The sequence below is a fragment of the Leptogranulimonas caecicola genome, assembly GCF_023168405.1.
GTDB classification, from domain to species: Bacteria; Actinomycetota; Coriobacteriia; order Coriobacteriales; family Atopobiaceae; genus Leptogranulimonas; species Leptogranulimonas caecicola.
This window is the reverse complement of the sequence record NZ_AP025285.1, coordinates 1,915,206-1,933,912: the sequence shown is the minus strand read 5'-3', so window position 1 is coordinate 1,933,912 and position 18,707 is coordinate 1,915,206. Positions and strand designations below refer to the sequence as shown.

The window sequence follows — 18,707 nt, the reverse complement described above, 5'->3', positions numbered from 1 at the left end:
TTCAGCTACTCGAATAAGTTTACACGAGACTAAACGTGGGGCGCTCAAGTTGAATGTTCATAGAATGAATGAGGAGGGGAGGACTAGGGGTGTGAATAGATAAGCTAGTAATGATACTGGGTTAACTTGCGTGAATAGATAAAGCATCTGTCCAAGAAAAAAGGCCCCGCAGGGCCTGAATAAATTAAACTGGTGCGGCGTACAGGATTCGAACCTGTGACGTTCTGATTCGTAGTCAGACCCTCTATCCAGCTGAGGTAACGCCGCAAGACATATTGAGTATCGTGAAGATTGGGATACTTGTCAACCGTAAAACCGCCTTTTTCTAGAGAACAGCTCTGCAACTATAGGGAACTCAGAAAAGGCAGGTGGCATTTAGAAAACAACCCATGGCCCACAACAAAAAACGGAGGACACCAAGGTGCCCTCCGTTCAATTTGCGCTGGTGCGGCGTACAGGATTCGAACCTGTGACGTTCTGATTCGTAGTCAGACCCTCTATCCAGCTGAGGTAACGCCGCGTGCGAGAAATAGTATGCAATGGAATCCGAGCCCTGTCAACAATGAATCGAAAGATATCTCTTGTTTTGTTTTGTTGCATAGACCTGATATCCATCTGATGTGCTCCAAAACATCGAGACAAGCAGCCATAGCAGGGACAATAGGGAAGAGCTATAAATAAACTCTCAAATCGCGCTACCTACGTAATCCCTCTATGTAACAATCGCAGTATGTTTCCAGAGGGCCCAACACCCCTTGTTTACCTGGGCATTCGCGCTTTACCTGGGCATTCGCGCATGCCATCCACTCAAACGCACGCTCCAGCTCCCACACGCGCCGTCGCCAGCCACTATCCGCACAAACAAACCCCCAGTAACCATTCGCGGTCACCGGGGGTCCTCACAGTCACTGGCGGAGAGCTGGGGATTCGAACCCCAGATAGGATTGAGTCCTATACTCGCTTAGCAGGCGAGCACCTTCGGCCTCTCGGTCAGCTCTCCGGGCCTTAGAAGCATACCCGATTCAGCCGTTCAGTTAAAGTCCCGAGTTGTCATGGGTGCTCATGCTCTCGCGCCTGCACGTCCGTACGTGCCAAGCCGAGAAACCCGCACCCTCGCGCCCGCATCTGTCCCGGCGTACGCGCTCACCCGCGTAATGCATCCACCAGCGCTTCGTCCACCACAATGTCGTCGCGCCTTGCAGCCACTTTGTCCCAGGAGAACTCACCCACCAGCTCAGCAGCACTCATGGGCTCAAAGCGCTCAATAAACCCCACCTTCCAGGCTAATAGTCCCAGCAGGCGCTCCGGTCCGCGCATCCAGGTCCGCAAGCTCCCCAAATCCAGGTCAAAGTCGCGTTTTGCCAAGCGTCGGCCGTCCGGCGCCACCAGCAGAGGCACGTGGAAGTACTCCACCTCACCCAGACCCAGCACATGTTGCAGATAGCGCTGACGCCCGCTGGACCCCATCAGGTCGTGGGCTCGTACCACATGGTTCACGCCCATAGCGGCGTCATCTACCACCACTGCCAGCTGATAGGCGTACACCCCATCACTCCGACGCACTACAAAGTCGCCGCAGTCCCGCGCCAACACCGTCGATTGCAGTCCGTACACCCCATCGATAAATTCGATCGAACCCGCAGGATCGCTCAGCTTAGGTACCATCACACGCAGCGCCGGCCTCTTCACCAAGCTCCGTTCAGCCACCTCGGCAGCGCTCAGACCCCTACAGGTGCCCGCATAAATATAGGTACCGTCGCTGGCGTGGGGAGCGTTGGCCGCATGAAGCTCGGCGCGGCTGCAAAAGCAGGGATACACCAGGCCTTGGGCCTTCAACGCTTCCAGCGCCTCGCCATAGGCCCAACTGCGCTCGCTCTGATACCACGGATCGCCGTCCCAGGTAAGCCCCAGCCACCGCAAGTCGTCCATAAGCTGCAGCGCCTTCTGCTTATCGCAGGTCGCGGGATCCAGATCCTCCATGCGCAGCACAATGGACCCGCCTGCCCGCCTGGCATCCAGCCAGGCAAGCAGGCAGGAAAAGACGTTGCCCAAATGCATCCGTCCCGAAGGCGTCGGCGCAAACCGCCCGCACACCTCGGTGTGCTGAGGGCTGGCTGTCAAATCAGGAAGTCCCTCAACAGCACCAGCAAACCGCCCGCACGCCCCGCTTCCAGCGGAGCCTGCGGGCGCACAATCAGCTGCGCCTTGCGTCACATCAGCCAACTCGTCCATAACTCCAGTTACATCGCCATGGTGGGCGCCACAAAAGTGCGGTTCAAATAGGACTGATCCAGCGCATAGAGTCCCTGGGGAGACGTCCCAAACAGCTCGTAGTCCTTGATCAGATCCGAGGCGTTCGTCTCCTCCTCGCCCTGCTCCTGAATGTACCAGTCCAAAAGCTTCACCGTGCGCCAGTCGGCAATGCCCGCCGCTGCCGAATAGCACTTGTTAATGCAATCCGTAATGTGCTTCTCATGGGCCAAGCCGGCTTTCAGCGGAGCCAGGTCGCTGTCAAACTCCAAATCAGGCTCGGCAATGGCAAACATCTTCACCGAGTAGTCGTGATCCAGCAGGAACCTGCGCAAAATCTTGGCGTGCGCCAGCTCCTCCTGAACCTGCACCATGTACCAGTTTGCATAGCCCTTCAATCCACGCTCGTCGTAGTAATCCGCGAACGTCAAATACAAATAGGCGCTATACAGCTCCTCATTAATCTGCTTGTTCAACAGGTCGTAGACTTCCTCAGCTTTCTCAGCCATAGTCATCCTCTCATCCAGGGCCGTATCATTGCGGCCCCTCAATTCTAAACCCCTGCCAAGAAACCCTCGCCTCAAGCTTCCATTTCAGGCGTCCAGCTCCCCCAAGTTCCAAGTTAGACATCCCTATATAAGCTTATACAGACCTATACAATGCTATACAACCCTATACAACGCTATACTAGAAGGCGATAGCTTCGGCATAGGTAAAAAACCTGCTGGCTGCTAGGGAGGTCAAATATGCCTTATCCGCAAAACCCGTTTACTCCCACTGCAGGGGTTACGCCTAGAGCCTGGGCCGGCCATGAAATCGTGATTGCCAACTTTATAGATGGTCTCGAAGAGGGCGTAGGTGCTCCAGAGCGTTTGATGCGGCTCACTGGCCTGAGGGGCTCTGGCAAAACATCCATGCTCCAGCGCCTAGGGGACGAAGCTCGAACTCTAGGATGGACTGTGGTGGACGTCACAGCAAAGTCATCTCATCTAGCGGAGGATGTGCTAGTGCAATTGGCTCTGCTCAACCCCGCAGAACAGGCACGTGAGGGCGCAGGGATCGAGGTCAACTTGGGCTTGGTCAAGGCATCCTATAATCTTGGCAAAGAAGTGGGTTCTAACGACTTGCGCGTGGCCTTCGATCGCTTACTTTCCAAAAAAGGCGAGAAGCTCCTTATCACCGTTGACGAGGTTCACGCAGCCTCGATGGAAGACATGTCTGAGCTCTCCATTGCCTACCAACATGCAGTGAGAAAAAAATATGACATCGCCTTTGTATTTGCGGGGCTTCCTTCGCCGGTCAATAGCTTGATCAATCGCAACGAGCTTACTTTTCTGCGACGTGCTCTTCCATTTGTCCTCACGCCGGTCTCAATAGGGGAGGCGCGGGATGCTATGGAGGATACGCTTCAGCCTACGGGTATTGTCGCCAATCCTGACGCCCTTGATGCCATGGCCAAGGCATCAGAAGGCTATCCTTTCATGATTCAGCATGTGGGGTATCAAACTTGGCGCGAGGCAAAACGCCGCAACCCAAGCTCGAATAATGTCATCACTCTTGCTGATGTTCACCGGGCCCTCCCTATCGCTACGCAGCGCTTTGAAGCCACGGTGCTAGAACCGGCCCTGGTGGGCCTTTCTGAGCAGAGCGTCGAATACCTCATTGCTATGGCATGCGAGCCAGGTGATTCCCAAGAGGCTCGTTCTTCCAGCGTGGCAGCTCGGCTAGGTAAAACAACCCAAGAGCTGTCCACGGTTCGAGCATCCCTCATCGATCTCGACCTCATCGAATCCCCCGGCCGCAACCTCTTGCGTTTCACGTTGCCCTATATGCCCGAATACCTTCTAAGCAAATACCCCTCCGCTGCGTCCTAGGGGATGACCCACATTCTTCCTGCCGAGAAACCCTCACCCTCGCCTCAAGCTTCCATTCTCAGGAGTCCACTATTATTAAGATCCCCAACACAGCCTTCTTATTTATGCAAATCGTCAATTAATATAAATAAGAGCACCTCAAAGCGTTCTTATTGATACTCAATACCAATGGTGCGACTTCGTTACCATTGGAGTACGCCCTTAGAGACATCCGGCTATAGCTACCTGTAGCTATTCCGTGGTCAGACCTCAAAACGTACTCCATCGCCTCGTAAATCGCTATCGTGATACAAGAATTAGAACGATTTCGTAAGGCGAGGAACCATGGATCAGTCCATCACTTCTGGCAACTTCACTTTTACTCCTACCTCTATCGATGGGGTAATCATTGTCGATGCAAAGTCCTACGGCGATGCCCGAGGAGCGTTCATGGAAACCTATAAGCGCGAGGACTTCGTGGCTGGTGGGATCGATTGTGAGTTCGTCCAGGACAACCAGAGTACGAGCACGCAAGGAGTGCTTCGTGGCCTTCACTTTCAAATCCATCATCCTCAGGCCAAACTAGTACGTGTCGTAGAGGGCGAAGTATTCGATGTGGCCGTCGATCTGCGTCCCGGTAGTCCCACCTTTGGTAAGTGGGAAGGTGCAGTGCTGTCAGCAGATAACCATCGTCAGTTTTTCATTCCCCAAGGCTTTGCCCATGGGTTCTATGTTATGAGCGAGCGCGCAGTGTTCTGCTACAAATGCGACGACGTATATCATCCTGGCGATGAGGGCGGTCTTATGTGGAACGATCCCGATATTGCCGTGCAATGGCCGCTTATAGAGGGCGTTGAAATAAATCTTTCTCAGAAGGACATGAACCATCCAAGCTTTGCGGTCTATACCTGCGAGCAAAATCTCTAGGAGAAGCTTTGATCCCTAAAAAAATGCTCATTACTGGCGCGAATGGTCAGTTGGGCTCCGAGCTCGTTTCGATAATTGCTGCTGGTCAATCGCCTTTGGGGTCCATCGATTCCGCATGGGCACAGTGTGAGGTTGTAGCCACTGATGTCGAGGGAGACCATGTGGTACCCCTCGATGTCTGTGATGCTCAGGCAGTGCTTGATTTCGTGACAGAGGGCGACTTTGATGCTGTTATAAACTGCGCTGCTGCTACTAACGTAGATGGCTGTGAGGCCGATCCAGTATTTGCCGAGAAACTCAACGCTCAGGCTCCCGCAAATCTCGCCAAGGCTTGTAGTCAGGCTGGTGCAGTGCTCGTGCAAGTATCCACCGACTACGTGTTCTCTGGCGACAATCCTATGCCTCAACCAGAGGATGCCCCCGCAAATCCCAATACCGCTTATGGCATTACCAAGCTTTCTGGCGAGCAGGTGGTAGAGGAGCTTTGTCCTCGTAATTTCATTGTACGTACCGCATGGCTCTATGGCACCCGTGGCAAAAATTTTGTTCGCACCATGGTGAACCTTGGTCGTACCCATGACAAAGTTACCGTGGTGGGCGACCAGCATGGCAGTCCCACATTTGCAGGCGATCTGGCTCATGAGATTCTTGAGCTGCTGAGCACAGAGAACTATGGCATCTACCATGCCACCAATAATGGCGCCACCACTTGGGACGAGTTCGCCCGCCGCATCATGGCCAATGCCAATCTTGATTGTGAAGTAGCGGGTTGCACTACTGAAGAATGGGGTGCTCCAGCTCCTAGGCCTGCGTGGTCCATTCTTGATAACAAACATCTTCGAGACACTATCGGTGACAAGATGCGTAGCTGGGATGTGGCTCTAGACCAGTACATGGCTACCGTCGAGCTCTAGTCTCTTTCAAAGGAAGGGAAAACCATGAAAACCTATCTAGTTACCGGTGGCGCCGGATTCATAGGATCAAATTTCATTCTCTATATGCTCTCTGCCCATCAAGATATTAAGATCGTCAATGTAGATCTGCTTACCTATGCGGGTAATCTAGAGAACCTCAGCTCTGTTGCCAATGATCCTCGCTATAGCTTCGTGCAAGCAGACATTGCCGATCGCGAGGCCATGGCTGCTGTTTTTGCAGAGTATCAGCCTGATTATGTAGTCAACTTTGCGGCTGAGAGCCACGTGGATCGTTCCATTGAGGATCCTGCTGCATTCGCACGCACTAACGTGATGGGTACGGTTTGTCTGCTCGATCTTACTCGTGACACCTGGACACTTCCTGAGGGAGGTTATCGCGAGGGCGTAAAGTTCTTGCAAGTGTCTACGGACGAGGTTTACGGCACCCTGTCATTAGATGAGCCTGACACCTTCTTTACTGAAGAGACTCCTCTCTCGCCCCATTCTCCCTACTCCGCTTCAAAAGCATCTGCCGATATGTTCGTAATTGCCTATCATGACACCTTTGGGCTGCCGATCAACATCACACGTTGCTCTAATAACTATGGGCCTTATCAGTTCCCCGAGAAGCTCATTCCTCTCATGATCAACAATGCGCTGCATCATGAGAACCTTCCCGTTTATGGTGATGGCCTCAATGTACGCGATTGGCTCTATGTAGAGGACCATTGTCGTGCCATCGACGCTGTGATCTCAAACGGTCGCGACGGAGAGGCCTACAACGTAGGCGGTCATAACGAGCGCAGCAATGCGCACATCGTGGATACCGTGATCTCCGAGGTGTCAAAAGCGACCGATGACCCTCAGATCACCGGCGACCTCATTGTTCATGTGGCTGATCGCCTTGGCCACGATCGCCGCTACGGAATTGATCCCGCAAAGATCGGTGCCGAGCTCGGCTGGACTCCAGAGACCCGTTTCGAAGACGGCATTGTCGCCACCATCCAATGGTATCTAGCCAATGGTGAATGGATGGACCATGTAACCAGCGGTGCGTATCAGGATTACTACCAAGAGATGTATGGCGATCGCAAGCGCCTTGATGAGGGAGAAAACTAACATGAAAGGCATCATCCTGGCTGGAGGCTCTGGCACCCGCCTTTATCCCCTCACCGAGGTTACTTCCAAGCAGCTGCTCCCGGTGTACGACAAGCCCATGATCTACTATCCGCTCTCGGTGCTCATGCTGGCTGGAATCCGTGACATCTTGATCATTTCCACTCCCGCCGATCTTCCCAATTTCCAGCGTCTGCTCGGCGATGGCAGCCGTTTTGGGGTGCACTTTTCTTATGCCGAGCAACCCAAGCCCAACGGTCTCGCCCAGGCATTTGTTATCGGAGCCGACTTTGCAGCCGGTGAGTCCTGTGCGCTGATCTTAGGTGACAATATTTTCTATGGTGAAGGTCTACGTAAGCTGCTGCGTCAAACTGTCGAGCGCACCAATGCTCAGGGTGGTGCCACTGTATTCGGATACCACGTTGAGGATCCAGAGCGGTTCGGCGTCGTGGAGTTCGACGAGGACTATAATGCGGTCTCTATCGAGGAGAAGCCTGATAATCCAAAAAGCAACTATGCAGTGACGGGCCTCTATTTCTACGATGGCCGCGTGGCAGACCTGGCTGCTCAAGTCGAGCCCAGCGCTCGTGGCGAATACGAAATTACCGATCTCAATCGCATGTATCTTGAAGACAATGCACTTAATGTGGCGACCCTTGGCCGCGGTTTTGCATGGCTAGATACAGGCACTATGGAAAGCCTTTTTGACGCTACGGACTTCGTACGCGCTGTAGAACGCAGCCAGGGGCTTCCTGTATGTGTTCCAGAAGAAGTTGCCTTCGAGAATGGTTGGATCGATGCAGGCCAGCTCATTGAAGCAGCAGAACGCTATGGCAAAAGTGAGTATGGCTATCATCTGCGCGACGTGGCTGAAGGGCGATTAGTGCCACATCATTACACAGTTTAAAATAATAAAAATGTGCAGTATAAAAAAGTCTGTAAAATTTCATGAACTATAGGCAAGGGTGGACTAAGAATGAGCATAAATGATCCAAGGGTATCAGTCATAATACCTTGCTTTAATTCTCAGCAATTCATAGAAGAAACTATCAATAGTGTAATATGTCAAACATATGAAAATATAGAGATAGTTGTTGTCGACGATTGCTCTAGTGATTCGAGTGTTGAGGTTATTGAAGAGCTGGTGTCAAAAGACCCCCGAATATCTCTGTTCGTTCAGTCTCACAATGGAGGAGTGGCAAAAGCCAGAAATAGGGGTCTTGAACATGCTCGAGGCCGATATATCACCTATTTGGATGCAGATGATTTGTGGGAACGGGACAAGCTGGCAAAACAGTTGGAGTTTATGAAGAACAATAAAATCGGTGCATGCTTCACTTCGTATAAGACAATTACCGAAGATGGACGATTCATAAACGTGGTTCATGTTCCGAAAAGCGTGGACTATAGGCAATTTTTAAAAAACACAATTACATGTAGTCATACAGTAATGTTTGACACACAGATTGTGAATAAGGAGTTACTAGTCATGCCTGATCTCAAGCGAGGTCAGGATTTGGCCACCTGGCTGACTGTGGCCCGGTCAGGCCATGTTTTTTACGGTTTAGATTTAGTGCTCGCTAAATATCGCAAGAGTACGGGGTCTTTGTCTAGTAATAAAATCAAAGCAATTAAAAGAACTTGGAATGTGTACAGAAACGTAGAGCATCTGAGTATTCCTTATGCAGCATGGTGTCAATTGTGGCAAATGGTTCATGCAATAGGAAAGCGAATGAGGAAAGGACAAAAGAAATCATGAGCGTGTTTCAAGACCTTATAGAAAAAAAGACAAAACTTTCTCTCGTTGGACTTGGATATGTGGGGATGCCAATTGCAGTAGAGTTTGCTAAGCATGTTAATGTAGTTGGTTTTGATATTAATGAATCGAAAATAGAGAGATACAAGCGAGGAGAAGATCCTACCTGTGAGGTGGGAAACGAAGCCATCGCTGCCACGACTATGGAGTTCACACATGATCCTGTGGATCTAGAGGATGCGCGGTTCCACATTGTTGCAGTGCCCACTCCAATCAATCTTGATAAAACACCTGATTTGTCTCCGGTCATAAGTGCATCTGAGATATTGGGAAAACATTTAATGCCAGGATCAATAGTTGTCTATGAGTCTACCGTATACCCTGGTGTTACGGAGGATGTATGTGTGCCTATTCTTGAAAGAGAGAGCGGGCTAGTATGCGGTCGTGATTTTACGGTGGGGTATAGTCCGGAACGCATTAATCCCGGTGATAAAGTACACACACTTGTAAACATAAAAAAAATAGTGTCTGGCCAGAATGAGGAAACACTTCAAGAAATTTCTAATGTTTATAATACCGTGATTAAGGCAGGCACTTATCCGGTATCTTCAATCAAAACGGCAGAGGCCGTCAAAGTGGTTGAAAATAGCCAGCGTGATGTAAATATTGCATTCGTCAATGAGATTGCAATGGCGCTTGATCGTATGGGAATCGATACTGCTGAAGTTATTGATGGGATGAACACTAAATGGAACGCGCTGGGATTTCGTCCTGGACTTGTCGGTGGTCATTGTATCGGCGTTGATCCATATTACTTTACTTATGAAGCAGAGCTGCTGGGATATCATAGCCAAATTATTTCTGCTGCGCGTCGCATTAATGATGGAATGGGAGAATATGTTGCAAATGCAACTATCAAAGAAATGGTAAAGGCAGGGTTGGCTCCCGCTAGTGCAAAGGTAGGAATACTCGGTATTACCTTTAAGGAGAACTGTCCGGATGTTCGTAACTCAAAAGTGATGGATATAATCTTATGTCTTCACCAATATGGTATATCTCCGCTAATTACTGACCCTGTTGCTGACCCTATTGAGGTAAAAGCAGTTTGTGGAGTAGAACTTGTAGACTTTGACTGTCTGAAAGATTTGGATTGTGTCATTTTGGCCGTGAGCCATGATGCTTTCAAAGAGCTTGGAGCAGAGGGGATAAAAGGGCTGCTAAAAAAGACGTCGTGCAGTAGAACGGTTGTTATTGATGTAAAAAGTGTCTTGAATAAAAATGATTTTTCTAGTCAACGCTATTGGAGCCTATAAGTGACGCGCAATTTATAGCTGGACAGAAAGGGCGAGAAGGCGTATGCAAAAAATTGCGCTTGTAGGAAGAGTGGCGAATGACCAGGATTACTTTGATGGTCAGACGATTAAAACTCGGAATATGGAAAGGCTGCTGTCTGAGATCTACGGAGACGGTTCCGTCCAAGTTGTAGATACAGTTGACTGGAAAAATAGAGCTCCATTTATTATGGCCGCATTGCTAAGAGCTGCTAGGCAATGTGATGCCATAGTACTTATGGTCTCTGGAAATGGTCGTCGCGCTCTGTATCCAATTATGAGCTTAATTACTAAAACGTTCAATATTCCGGTGTTCCAGAACTTAATTGGTGGCTCTTTGGCAAATGAAGTGAAAAAACACCCGAAATGGGTTCAGTATTTAACTAGTTTTGCGATTAACTGGGTGGAATCAGAACAACTAGTGGAAGAATTGAGAGAGCTTAGTATTAATAACGCGGAACTTTTGCCTAACTTCAAGTACTTTGTTAATCGACTCGCAGTACAGAAGACAATAGTAGCCAGTGGTTGGAACTTTTGTACCTTTAGTCGCGTGAGAAAGGACAAGGGTATTAATGTGGCAATCGAGGCAATTGAGGAGCTGAATAAATCTGCTGGTCAGGGAGAGGGCCCTTATAATCTTGATATTTATGGTCAGGTTGATGATGACTACAAAGATGAGTTTCAATTCCATTTAGATAAGTCCGCGCATGTTAAATACTTAGGAGTGGTTGATCCTGAAAAAAGTGTAAATGTAATTGCATCATATGATGCCCTGCTCTTTCCAACATCTTGCCCTTGGGAAGGAATGCCTGGAACTATTATTGATGCACTCGCAGCAGGGACTCCAGTACTTGCTGCAAGATGGCAGTTCTATGATGAGATGCTGGAAGATGGAGTGACAGGATACAGTTATCCATTCAGTAAAGATGAGTCCTTGGTGGAATTAATAAGAGAATATACGTCAAAAAGTGATTCAGAGCGTTTTAGCCTACGAGAAAACTGTATCGAGCAGTGGAAAAAGTATGATCCAAAGAAGATTGCGCAAATGGTTTATGGAAGGATGAGGGAATTTGTGTGACTGTATTTTGTTATTACCATATAAGGTCTCTGGCAAGATAAGAATAGTAAAAGTAAAATGATAATAGTATTAGTAGCATTAACTGCCCTTGTTACATTTATAATATGGAAATTATTCGGATCAATTTTTGTTCCGACTACATATATATTCTTTCCAATTACCGGGGCTCTACTTCTTTTATGTCTTGTTGGACCAAGTTTGGATTTCTATTCTTTAGAGATGACAGAATTGTGGTCGGTAATAATCGGGCTGATTGCCATAACCTGTGGCGAAGTACTGGTTTTACTGATTATGGCGAGGCAGGAAAGAAGACGTGGCACAATTCTGGGAATTTCTACACATAAAATTATAAAACAGTGGCGTTCTCTTGGTCTGGATATACGTCTAATACGGGTAATAGTTGCAATTTGTCTTAGTCTCGGCTTTATCAGACTTATCTTCTTAATGGCAAGCGTAGGAATAGCAAGATTCTTTGATACAGACGGTCTTGATGGAGCGCTACTCACCGGACCTTGTGCAAGAGTTATTTTGATTGGATATGCGCTTTGTCCATTGTTGTTAAAAGACTTTTTTGAAGTGCGTTCTTGGAAATCAATAATACTTTGGACTCTGTACATTGTCTTGATTTTTATGACAATGGTTAAGTATCATCCCATTGTTTTGATCCTTGCATCACTCATCTACAGTTGTTTAACAGGAGCTGTAAAAGTAAAAAAAGCACTTCCTCTTTTGGTTGTAATTCCAGTAATGCTGTTTTATTTGAGTTATGCAATAATCTTTGCGTCTCGCGGGGATATGGCACGAACTGGATATCTGGAGCGTCATCTAGTTAATTATCTGTCTAGTGGAGTGCTATACAGTTCTCTTGTTACAAATATTTCGTTTGGTCAGTGCTTATCCCCCTTTTACCTGTTATTGTCCCAATTCATGCCGATTCCTAATATGGTTTCAAGAGCTTTTACGGGTGCTAACTTTTTTGAGATGCCTATCATGCCATTTGTCTCCTTGGGTACCAACGGTGAGCGAGGGAATGTTTGCAACCTAGTCTCGATGTTCTTCTTGAATAAGGAATGGGTTGCTGGGTTTGTTGCGCTATTGATTCTGGGAATGATCTTCACCTTTCTAACCGTTAATCCGAAAAACTCTCTGTTGGCATGTTATGTGGGAGCATGTCTCATACTTTCTTTCTTTGGGGATTATTTTGCCTTATCACCAATATGGGAAACATTTATATATACATTAATCATACCCATATTAATAAAGTATATTGAGAAATGGATAAAAGCCGATGAGCACCCGTAAGATGGATATATGCATATTAAACTATAATGGTTCAAATGATACATTAAAATGTCTAGAATCTATCTTTTTATATGAGCAGAATCTCGATTATCGAATTCTGATTTACGATAATAATTCTCGTGAGGATCAGAAGCAGATATTACTGAATGGATTGGAAAAAGGCCCTTTTAACTACAGAGCTATATATGTTGGAGATCAGAAGCCGTATGAGGTTGATCATTCACTGTCGGCAGAAGTGACAGTGTTTTTCGGTGATACTAATTTGGGTTTTGCAAGGGGCAACAACTGGCTTTTGGAATATGGCCTTCGTGGAAATGTAGACTATTTTATACTTTTAAATAATGACACTGAACTAATTGAACAAAGTATAACAAAATTACTCAATGCGGTTGAAACTTGCAAAAGTCAATGTGATTATGCATCAACGGACATTCATTACTATGCTGAGCCGAGTAGATCTTGGAATGCAGGAGGATCAATATTTTTTGGTACAAGACACTATTACGTCAACCGTGATGTTGAACTATTTTTAGCCCGGAAAGATACTTTCCCGAAAGTGGACTATATAACTGGTTGTTTCTTACTACTTCCTCGAGAAACCATATTAAAGATGGGGCTTCTGTCAGAAACCTTTTTCTTTGGTGAGGAGGATTATGAATTTGCTCTCCGTGCAAAGAGTAAAGGGATGACTGGAAGGGTCCTTATGAACACTCACATTTTGCATAAAGTGGGAGCAAGTGTAGGTCGGGGAAATAAAGAGGCCGATTTGTCGAGAAGCTTCCTTCACCGATTAAATCGATTTGTTGACATGAAACATTATTATTCGAAAACGCGTTGGCACTTTTGGAGATACGCGTCTTGTATATACTTTTCGCGAGAGTTATTTAGGGTTTATGGGTTGAGCTTTGCTGAAGTAAGAGCTTATCTTCAGAATCTAATGCTTGCTTCTAATATTCTCGAAGGCGTCGGAAAAGGCATTTTTATTTTACTTTCCGGAAAACCAAAAGAGATCTATATAACACCATTCTCTGCAGATTTTATTTGGCAATTGCAGCAGTCCGACGAAGCACAGTAGAAGTATGTCATCTTCCATCATGACTAACAATGTGTATGAAGATGACTAGAGTAGCTTGATAGCAAGGTGCGCACATTAGATAAGGCGAGAAAGATAGTTTAACGACTGCTGCTCTTTAGTAAGGTGAGATTGTGGACTATCGTACTTTAGCGAAAAATGCTGGAACGGCGTTCTTGGCTCAGGGCGTTGCGATGGTGTTAAGTTTTATTCAAACATTGCTCGTTCCGAAATTACTCGGTGTTACCGAGTATGGTTATTGGCAACTTTTCATCTTCTACTGTTCCTATGTGGGATTTGCTCATTTAGGGCTAAATGATGGTGTCTATTTAATTAAAGGAGGAGAATCGCGGGCTGAAATTAATAAAGCTTCTGTAATGTCACAATTTTGGTTCGGAGTTGTTTTCCAATTAATCATATCTATTGCGATTACAACGGTAGTCCTACAGGGATTCGCAATTCAAGAAAGAAATTATGTAATAATATTTACATGCGCTTACTTGGTGATACACAATGCGTCGCTTTTTTTGATGTATCTTTTGCAGTCGATGAATGAGACACAGAAGTCTTCTTATGCGACTATCGTAGAGCGTCTGACCTTTCTCGTGCCGCTTCTGATCTTTTTAATAATAAGATGTAACTCCTTTCGGCCATTCGTTGTGGCATATTTGTTTTCAAGCGTGGTGCAGCTAGGTTATTGCTTATGGTGCTGTAGGGATTTTCTGCAAACAAAACTGGAACCCATACCCACAGCAGTGAGGGATGCGATCAGTTCCATTCGTGTTGGTTTTAAATTGATGATTGCTAATATCGCAAGCCAATTAATTCTAGGGATTGCAAGGTTTTCTATTGATTTGGCATGGGGAATTGATGCATTTGGACGACTTTCGCTGGCTCTATCGATGGTTAATTTCTTTTTAGCATTTGTTAGTCAAGCAAGTATGGTTCTATTCCCAGCTTTAAGACAATCAGATGATGGTGAACTGAGACAGTTTTTTGCGAGGTCTCGAGATTTCCTCTCGTTAATAGCTCCGATGTTTTATTTAGGATACTTTCCGCTGGTTTGGATACTTTCGATCTGGCTCCCAGATTATGCAAGCAGTTATATTTATTTTCTCTTGCTTCTGCCTGTTTGCGTGTTTGACAGCAAGATGAATATATGCTGTACAACCTTTTTTAAAGTCTTGCGGCAGGAGTCGCGGCTTCTCGAAATCAATCTTTGGACGTGCTTTATAAGTGCATTCTTTACGATACTTGGGGTGTTTATATTTAAATCAACAGTTGTGGTGATTGGTGGTGCAGCGCTTTCGATAATTGGAAGAAGTTTGTGGTCAGAAAAACAACTTTCTTCAGTGCTTAAGAAGCCAATGATCAGGTCCCTAAATTATGGGGAATTGTTACTGACTGCTCTTTTTATTGTTCTAGCCTTAGTTCTTCCCAGCTTATTGGCCTTTTGTATTTATACAGCCATTTATTCGATCTATTTGGTCAACTTTGGAAAACAAGTAGATGTTGTTCTAAGAATTAAAGCAGTGCTTAGGGATATATTAAAATAATGAAGTGATACTTAATTGGTGAACCTTTCAGGTTGCGTAGGGGCATGAGCCTATATAGATCCACGCTTACTTCCTATCTGTGGGGCATCTATATCAAAATAGGATAGGGATGAACCATGCGCTATCGGGATGATGATGGGCGTGAGAGACGACAATCACCGTGAAGTCATGAAGACGATGAGGGCTATACGAAATCTATAGAGTGCCTACAAGAATTTCTCTGAGGTTTAAAGATTTTGGGTGGTGAGGCATAATTTGGGTGATGAGGCATCAGTATGATTAGCTCTGTTAAGTATGTTGGAAAGTGCGAGTGAACTCGCCTATATCCTGTTGGAAAATGAGATTACCGCAGGTAGGAATGCTGTAAAAAAAATAATCTCAAAAGGAAGCTTGAATTACATATTATTGAGGATGGACTTCTCGGCGGTACTGTGTGGAATGAGGTCCCACTGGGTTTAAAGGCCGAGCGTGGGTGTTTGGGTTTTGTTGAAGTCGCTCCGTAAGGGGTAGAAACCGTTCATTAATCTATCCATATAGTGGTAGATTGGCTGTCGGGCTTTTTCTTACGGCCCGAGCGTGTCTGATTTCTGACTGCCATCTCCGGCTGCAGCCTACCTTTAGGAGTTCTTTTGTCTGCCAAGCATATGGCCTCTGGCCCTTCTCGTCCCAGCTATCGCCCCAAGGGGAATTCTTCCTATCGCGCATCTCATAGCCGCTCCGCGGGAACAGCAGGCAATGCTTCGCAAGGGGCGTCGCCCTATACGCAACCTTATCAGCCTACGGCTTCTCGGTACTCTGGCGACGCAGTCTCCTATGTGAAGTCGCGCAAGGGCGCTGGGGCGCCCGGCAAGCCTGTTCGCAGGGGACCTCACTGGTGGCAGATCCTGCTCATTGTGCTGGCGGTACTGGTAGTTGTGGGAGGTGCCTGCGGCTTCTTTATGTACGAGGATTTGAAGGCTATCAAGTCTGAAGCGCAGAATGCCAAGCAGGAGCTTGCTGTGTATAAAGATGCGTTGATGAATGGTAAGTCGGATGAGCTTTCTAGCTCGGCAGCTTCGCTGGCTCAAAGCACTCAGACCATGGCAGATCGTCTGTCGAGCCCGCTTTGGACCGCGGCTGAGATCGTGCCGGTTTATGGTCAGGACGTGCGACAAGGGCGCGAGCTGGTAAGCGTTGCCAATGACTTTATGCACAACGGTTTGCTGCCGTTTTCTAACGACTTGAATGGCGTGTCCATCAAGTCGCTGGTGAAAGATGGCGGTCAGGTGGATATCCCTATCTTGCAAAAGGTCGTCAATGCAGTACTTGCGATCAAGGTTCCTCTCACAGATACCATCCATAAGATCCAGTCGCTGGAGACATTCCATATCCAGAGGATCAATGACGTGCTTGAGGGCGCTCAGTCTACTTTGTCCCAGGCGAGTGACTTGTTGGATGAGGCGGACGACGTGTTGCCCCAGCTGCCGGTGATGCTGGGCGCCGATGGCCAAACTAAGACCTACTTGGTAGTGGCTCTTAACAACGTGGAGACCCGTTCTTCTGGCGGCTTCCCTGGAGCCTGGGGCACCATGACGGTGACGGATGGCACAATCACGCTCAATGGCGACTTTGCCTCGCTGCAGGGGGAGCGTCAGGAGAGTGGCACTGGGTTTACTCCCACAGACGAGGAGTCTGCCGCCTTTGATATGGGCAGTGCGGCATTTAACCCTGGTTCATCCATGATGACACCGCAGTTCCCGCGTGCGGCAGAGGCTGCCGCTCAAAGCTGGCTGGCGTTTAAGAATCAGGCGGTCAATGGCGTGGTGGCTGTTGACCCCGTGTTTTTGCAGTCGCTGTTAGCGGTCACGGGACAATCGGTGGATGTGAATGGCATCCATGTGGATGGTTCTAATGCGGCTACCGTGCTTATGCACGACACCTACTGGAACATCCCAGTGGATGCTCAGGATGCGTTCTTCTCGGGCGTCGCTGGAGCGTCGTTCCAGGCTATCTTTGCAGGCCTTGGACACGCAGACAGCGGTGACTTGGCCAAGACTATCTTGGACGGCGCCCTGGCTCGTAACTTCCAGGTATGGATGGCTGATCCTGATCAAGAGGTGGCCATTGACGCTCTGGGCTTCTCGGGCAAATTGGAAGCCGATCCTGCAAAACCTGTGCTAGGCACCTATACCAACGACTACACCTGGTCCAAGATGGACTGGTATCTGAACATGAACACCCAGGTGGGCGAGGGCGTGAAGAACGCTGACGGCTCGACGAGCTATCCGGTTACTACCACCGTTACCAACGCTATGACGCCTGAGGAGGCGGCGGCTGCCCCTTACTATGTCTATGGCGGCAATCCAGACAAGCGTAGTCAGGGTGACATGCTTACGCATCTGTACCTGCTGGCACCGGCGGGGGGCTATATCTCAGATATCCAAGGTCAGGGAGGGGTCTTCTCGGTAGCGCAGCACTCGGTGTACGGATACGACGAGTGGACCTGCTCGCTGCAGGAGAATCCCCAGGAGACCACTACCATCACCTACACGGTAACCACGTCTCCAGAGGCTACGCAGCCTCTCACGGTGAGCCGCACTCCGGCTGCCAGGAGCTTCTCTTAGCGGTAGGATGGGATTGAGATAGTCAGACGCGCCCAGGTTTCCTTGGAAGTCGGGGCGCTTTTTTGTGGCTCACGAGGTGGAGGCGGGTATGTAATACGTGCTACACTTCTTCCAATTTAGGAATGGGAGGAGTCTATGGCGACTATCAGTGCGCGGGTCCCTGATGAGATAAAGCGGCAAGGAGTGGATGTGCTGCGGGCCAAAGGGGCCACGGTAAGCGATTTGGTCAATGCAGCCTTTAACCATCTGATTCAAACAGGGGAGCTCCCAGGGGAGGGGGCTTCTGAGGCGGTGGCGGTCTTGCCGCGAGGGCCTCGTGGGTTGGATGGGGTGCAGATGCAGGAGCTGCGCCGGTCTCTAGCGGCGACCACTTTTGAGGGAGTGCATCTGGAAGGGTTGGATGTTAGGCGCGCGCTGGCAGAGGGGAGGCGCCGTGACTACGAGGCTCTTTCTTGATACCTGTGTGCTGGTGGACTACTTTGCCAAAAGAGAGCCGTTTTTTGATGCTACGGTGAAGCTGCGGGTGGCTCAGATGTTGGGCGACGTGCAGCTCTGGTGCAGTGCTAAGTCTTTTACGGATGTGTTCTATATCGTGGCTCGCGAGGTGGGCAGCGAGGATCTCCAGCGGGCATTTTACGAAAGCTTGGATTTTTTGCATGTGGCATCGGTGGATGCGGGGTGCATTAGAGAAGCATGCGTCTGGGGTTGGGAGGATTTCGAAGACTGCTTGGTGGCGCTGACAGCCAAGGAGTGCAGGGCTGACGTGCTGCTCACACGGGATGCTTCAGGATTTGAAAAGTCTTCTGTGCCGGTGATGACGCCTCGGGAATATCTGGAACGCCTGCAGGAGGAGCGGGGGATTTGGTACGTCACTGAGACGCTTTAGTCTGCTTGTAGTCTTTTCAGTTCTTTCTTAGACTGTGGGGACCGTCCACTCCTTTTGGAGGTA

The 18,707-nt window shown here is 48.3% G+C and carries 16 protein-coding genes and 3 tRNA genes; 14 read left to right on the top strand and 5 right to left on the bottom strand.

The genetic code is table 11. From position 1 onward, the window contains the following. Positions 1–190: 190 nt before the first annotated feature. The 5 genes from OR601_RS08375 to OR601_RS08355 all read right to left on the bottom strand — a co-directional run bounded on the left by OR601_RS08375 (position 191) and on the right by OR601_RS08355 (position 2,759). Positions 191–267 (bottom strand) — tRNA-Arg (locus tag OR601_RS08375). 176 nt (positions 268–443) lie between these two features. Further along, positions 444–520: transfer RNA gene (locus tag OR601_RS08370), tRNA-Arg, on the bottom strand. A gap of 389 nt (positions 521–909) precedes the next feature. After that, positions 910–1,000, bottom strand: a tRNA-Ser gene (locus OR601_RS08365). Between the two features lie 143 nt (positions 1,001–1,143). Further along, entirely contained in the window at positions 1,144–2,121 is a 978-nt protein-coding gene (gluQRS, locus tag OR601_RS08360; RefSeq protein WP_265591708.1) for a tRNA glutamyl-Q(34) synthetase GluQRS, read from the bottom strand. Between the two features lie 119 nt (positions 2,122–2,240). Next, the gene (locus tag OR601_RS08355; RefSeq protein ID WP_247647699.1) at positions 2,241–2,759 is read right to left on the bottom strand and encodes a ferritin; all 519 of its coding nucleotides are present in this window, start codon (positions 2,757–2,759) and stop codon (positions 2,241–2,243) included. A gap of 237 nt (positions 2,760–2,996) precedes the next feature. Here OR601_RS08355 and OR601_RS08350 point away from each other — a divergent pair, with 237 nt between their 5' ends. From OR601_RS08350 to OR601_RS08290, 14 genes are all read left to right on the top strand, one after another. Continuing rightward, positions 2,997–4,124, top strand: a complete 1,128-nt coding sequence (locus OR601_RS08350; RefSeq protein WP_265591707.1) for an ATP-binding protein — start codon at positions 2,997–2,999, stop codon at positions 4,122–4,124. A 324-nt stretch (positions 4,125–4,448) separates the two neighbouring features. Beyond that, the gene (gene rfbC, locus OR601_RS08345; protein ID WP_265591706.1) at positions 4,449–5,030 is read left to right on the top strand and encodes a dTDP-4-dehydrorhamnose 3,5-epimerase; all 582 of its coding nucleotides are present in this window, start codon (positions 4,449–4,451) and stop codon (positions 5,028–5,030) included. 8 nt (positions 5,031–5,038) lie between these two features. Beyond that, complete coding sequence (rfbD, locus tag OR601_RS08340; RefSeq protein ID WP_265591705.1) at positions 5,039–5,944, top strand: dTDP-4-dehydrorhamnose reductase; 906 nt, start codon at positions 5,039–5,041, stop codon at positions 5,942–5,944. A gap of 24 nt (positions 5,945–5,968) precedes the next feature. Continuing rightward, positions 5,969–7,063, top strand: a complete 1,095-nt coding sequence (gene rfbB / locus OR601_RS08335) for a dTDP-glucose 4,6-dehydratase (RefSeq protein ID WP_265591704.1) — start codon at positions 5,969–5,971, stop codon at positions 7,061–7,063. Position 7,064: 1 nt separating this feature from the next. After that, a complete protein-coding gene (gene rfbA, locus OR601_RS08330; RefSeq protein WP_265591703.1) occupies positions 7,065–7,967 on the top strand; it encodes a glucose-1-phosphate thymidylyltransferase RfbA in 903 nt (300 codons plus the stop codon). A gap of 69 nt (positions 7,968–8,036) precedes the next feature. Beyond that, positions 8,037–8,819, top strand: a complete 783-nt coding sequence (locus tag OR601_RS08325) for a glycosyltransferase family 2 protein (protein WP_265591702.1) — start codon at positions 8,037–8,039, stop codon at positions 8,817–8,819. Further along, positions 8,816–10,129 (top strand): nucleotide sugar dehydrogenase, encoded by a 1,314-nt coding sequence (locus OR601_RS08320; RefSeq protein WP_265591701.1) that lies wholly within the window; start codon positions 8,816–8,818, stop codon positions 10,127–10,129. Before OR601_RS08325 ends, OR601_RS08320 begins: the two co-directional genes overlap by 4 nt. 43 nt (positions 10,130–10,172) lie before the next feature. Next, complete coding sequence (locus tag OR601_RS08315) at positions 10,173–11,225, top strand: glycosyltransferase family 4 protein (protein ID WP_265591700.1); 1,053 nt, start codon at positions 10,173–10,175, stop codon at positions 11,223–11,225. A 198-nt stretch (positions 11,226–11,423) separates the two neighbouring features. Further along, positions 11,424–12,527 (top strand): DUF6337 family protein, encoded by a 1,104-nt coding sequence (locus OR601_RS08310; protein ID WP_265591699.1) that lies wholly within the window; start codon positions 11,424–11,426, stop codon positions 12,525–12,527. Next, positions 12,514–13,602 carry a glycosyltransferase gene (locus OR601_RS08305; RefSeq protein WP_265591698.1) on the top strand — a complete coding sequence of 363 codons (1,089 nt, stop codon included), beginning with the start codon at positions 12,514–12,516 and terminating at the stop codon, positions 13,600–13,602. Before OR601_RS08310 ends, OR601_RS08305 begins: the two co-directional genes overlap by 14 nt. A gap of 131 nt (positions 13,603–13,733) precedes the next feature. Further along, positions 13,734–15,155, top strand: a complete 1,422-nt coding sequence (locus tag OR601_RS08300; protein ID WP_265591697.1) for an oligosaccharide flippase family protein — start codon at positions 13,734–13,736, stop codon at positions 15,153–15,155. A gap of 629 nt (positions 15,156–15,784) precedes the next feature. Next, the gene (locus OR601_RS08295; RefSeq protein ID WP_265591696.1) at positions 15,785–17,758 is read left to right on the top strand and encodes a DUF4012 domain-containing protein; all 1,974 of its coding nucleotides are present in this window, start codon (positions 15,785–15,787) and stop codon (positions 17,756–17,758) included. Between the two features lie 135 nt (positions 17,759–17,893). Then, entirely contained in the window at positions 17,894–18,214 is a 321-nt protein-coding gene (locus tag OR601_RS08715; RefSeq protein ID WP_369945760.1) for a type II toxin-antitoxin system RelB/DinJ family antitoxin, read from the top strand. Continuing rightward, complete coding sequence (locus tag OR601_RS08290; RefSeq protein WP_265591695.1) at positions 18,192–18,644, top strand: PIN domain-containing protein; 453 nt, start codon at positions 18,192–18,194, stop codon at positions 18,642–18,644. The genes OR601_RS08715 and OR601_RS08290 overlap by 23 nt, the downstream gene beginning before the upstream one ends. Positions 18,645–18,707 lie beyond the last annotated feature (63 nt).

Coding starts and splice junctions, on each gene's coding strand:
- OR601_RS08355 (WP_247647699.1), bottom strand. CDS start 2,759: ATGGCTGAGAAAGCTGAGGAAGTCTACGACCTGTTGAACAAGCAGATT.
- OR601_RS08350 (WP_265591707.1), top strand. CDS start 2,997: ATGCCTTATCCGCAAAACCCGTTTACTCCCACTGCAGGGGTTACGCCT.
- rfbC (WP_265591706.1), top strand. CDS start 4,449: ATGGATCAGTCCATCACTTCTGGCAACTTCACTTTTACTCCTACCTCT.
- rfbB (WP_265591704.1), top strand. CDS start 5,969: ATGAAAACCTATCTAGTTACCGGTGGCGCCGGATTCATAGGATCAAAT.
- rfbA (WP_265591703.1), top strand. CDS start 7,065: ATGAAAGGCATCATCCTGGCTGGAGGCTCTGGCACCCGCCTTTATCCC.
- OR601_RS08325 (WP_265591702.1), top strand. CDS start 8,037: ATGAGCATAAATGATCCAAGGGTATCAGTCATAATACCTTGCTTTAAT.
- OR601_RS08320 (WP_265591701.1), top strand. CDS start 8,816: ATGAGCGTGTTTCAAGACCTTATAGAAAAAAAGACAAAACTTTCTCTC.
- OR601_RS08315 (WP_265591700.1), top strand. CDS start 10,173: ATGCAAAAAATTGCGCTTGTAGGAAGAGTGGCGAATGACCAGGATTAC.
- OR601_RS08305 (WP_265591698.1), top strand. CDS start 12,514: ATGAGCACCCGTAAGATGGATATATGCATATTAAACTATAATGGTTCA.
- OR601_RS08715 (WP_369945760.1), top strand. CDS start 17,894: ATGGCGACTATCAGTGCGCGGGTCCCTGATGAGATAAAGCGGCAAGGA.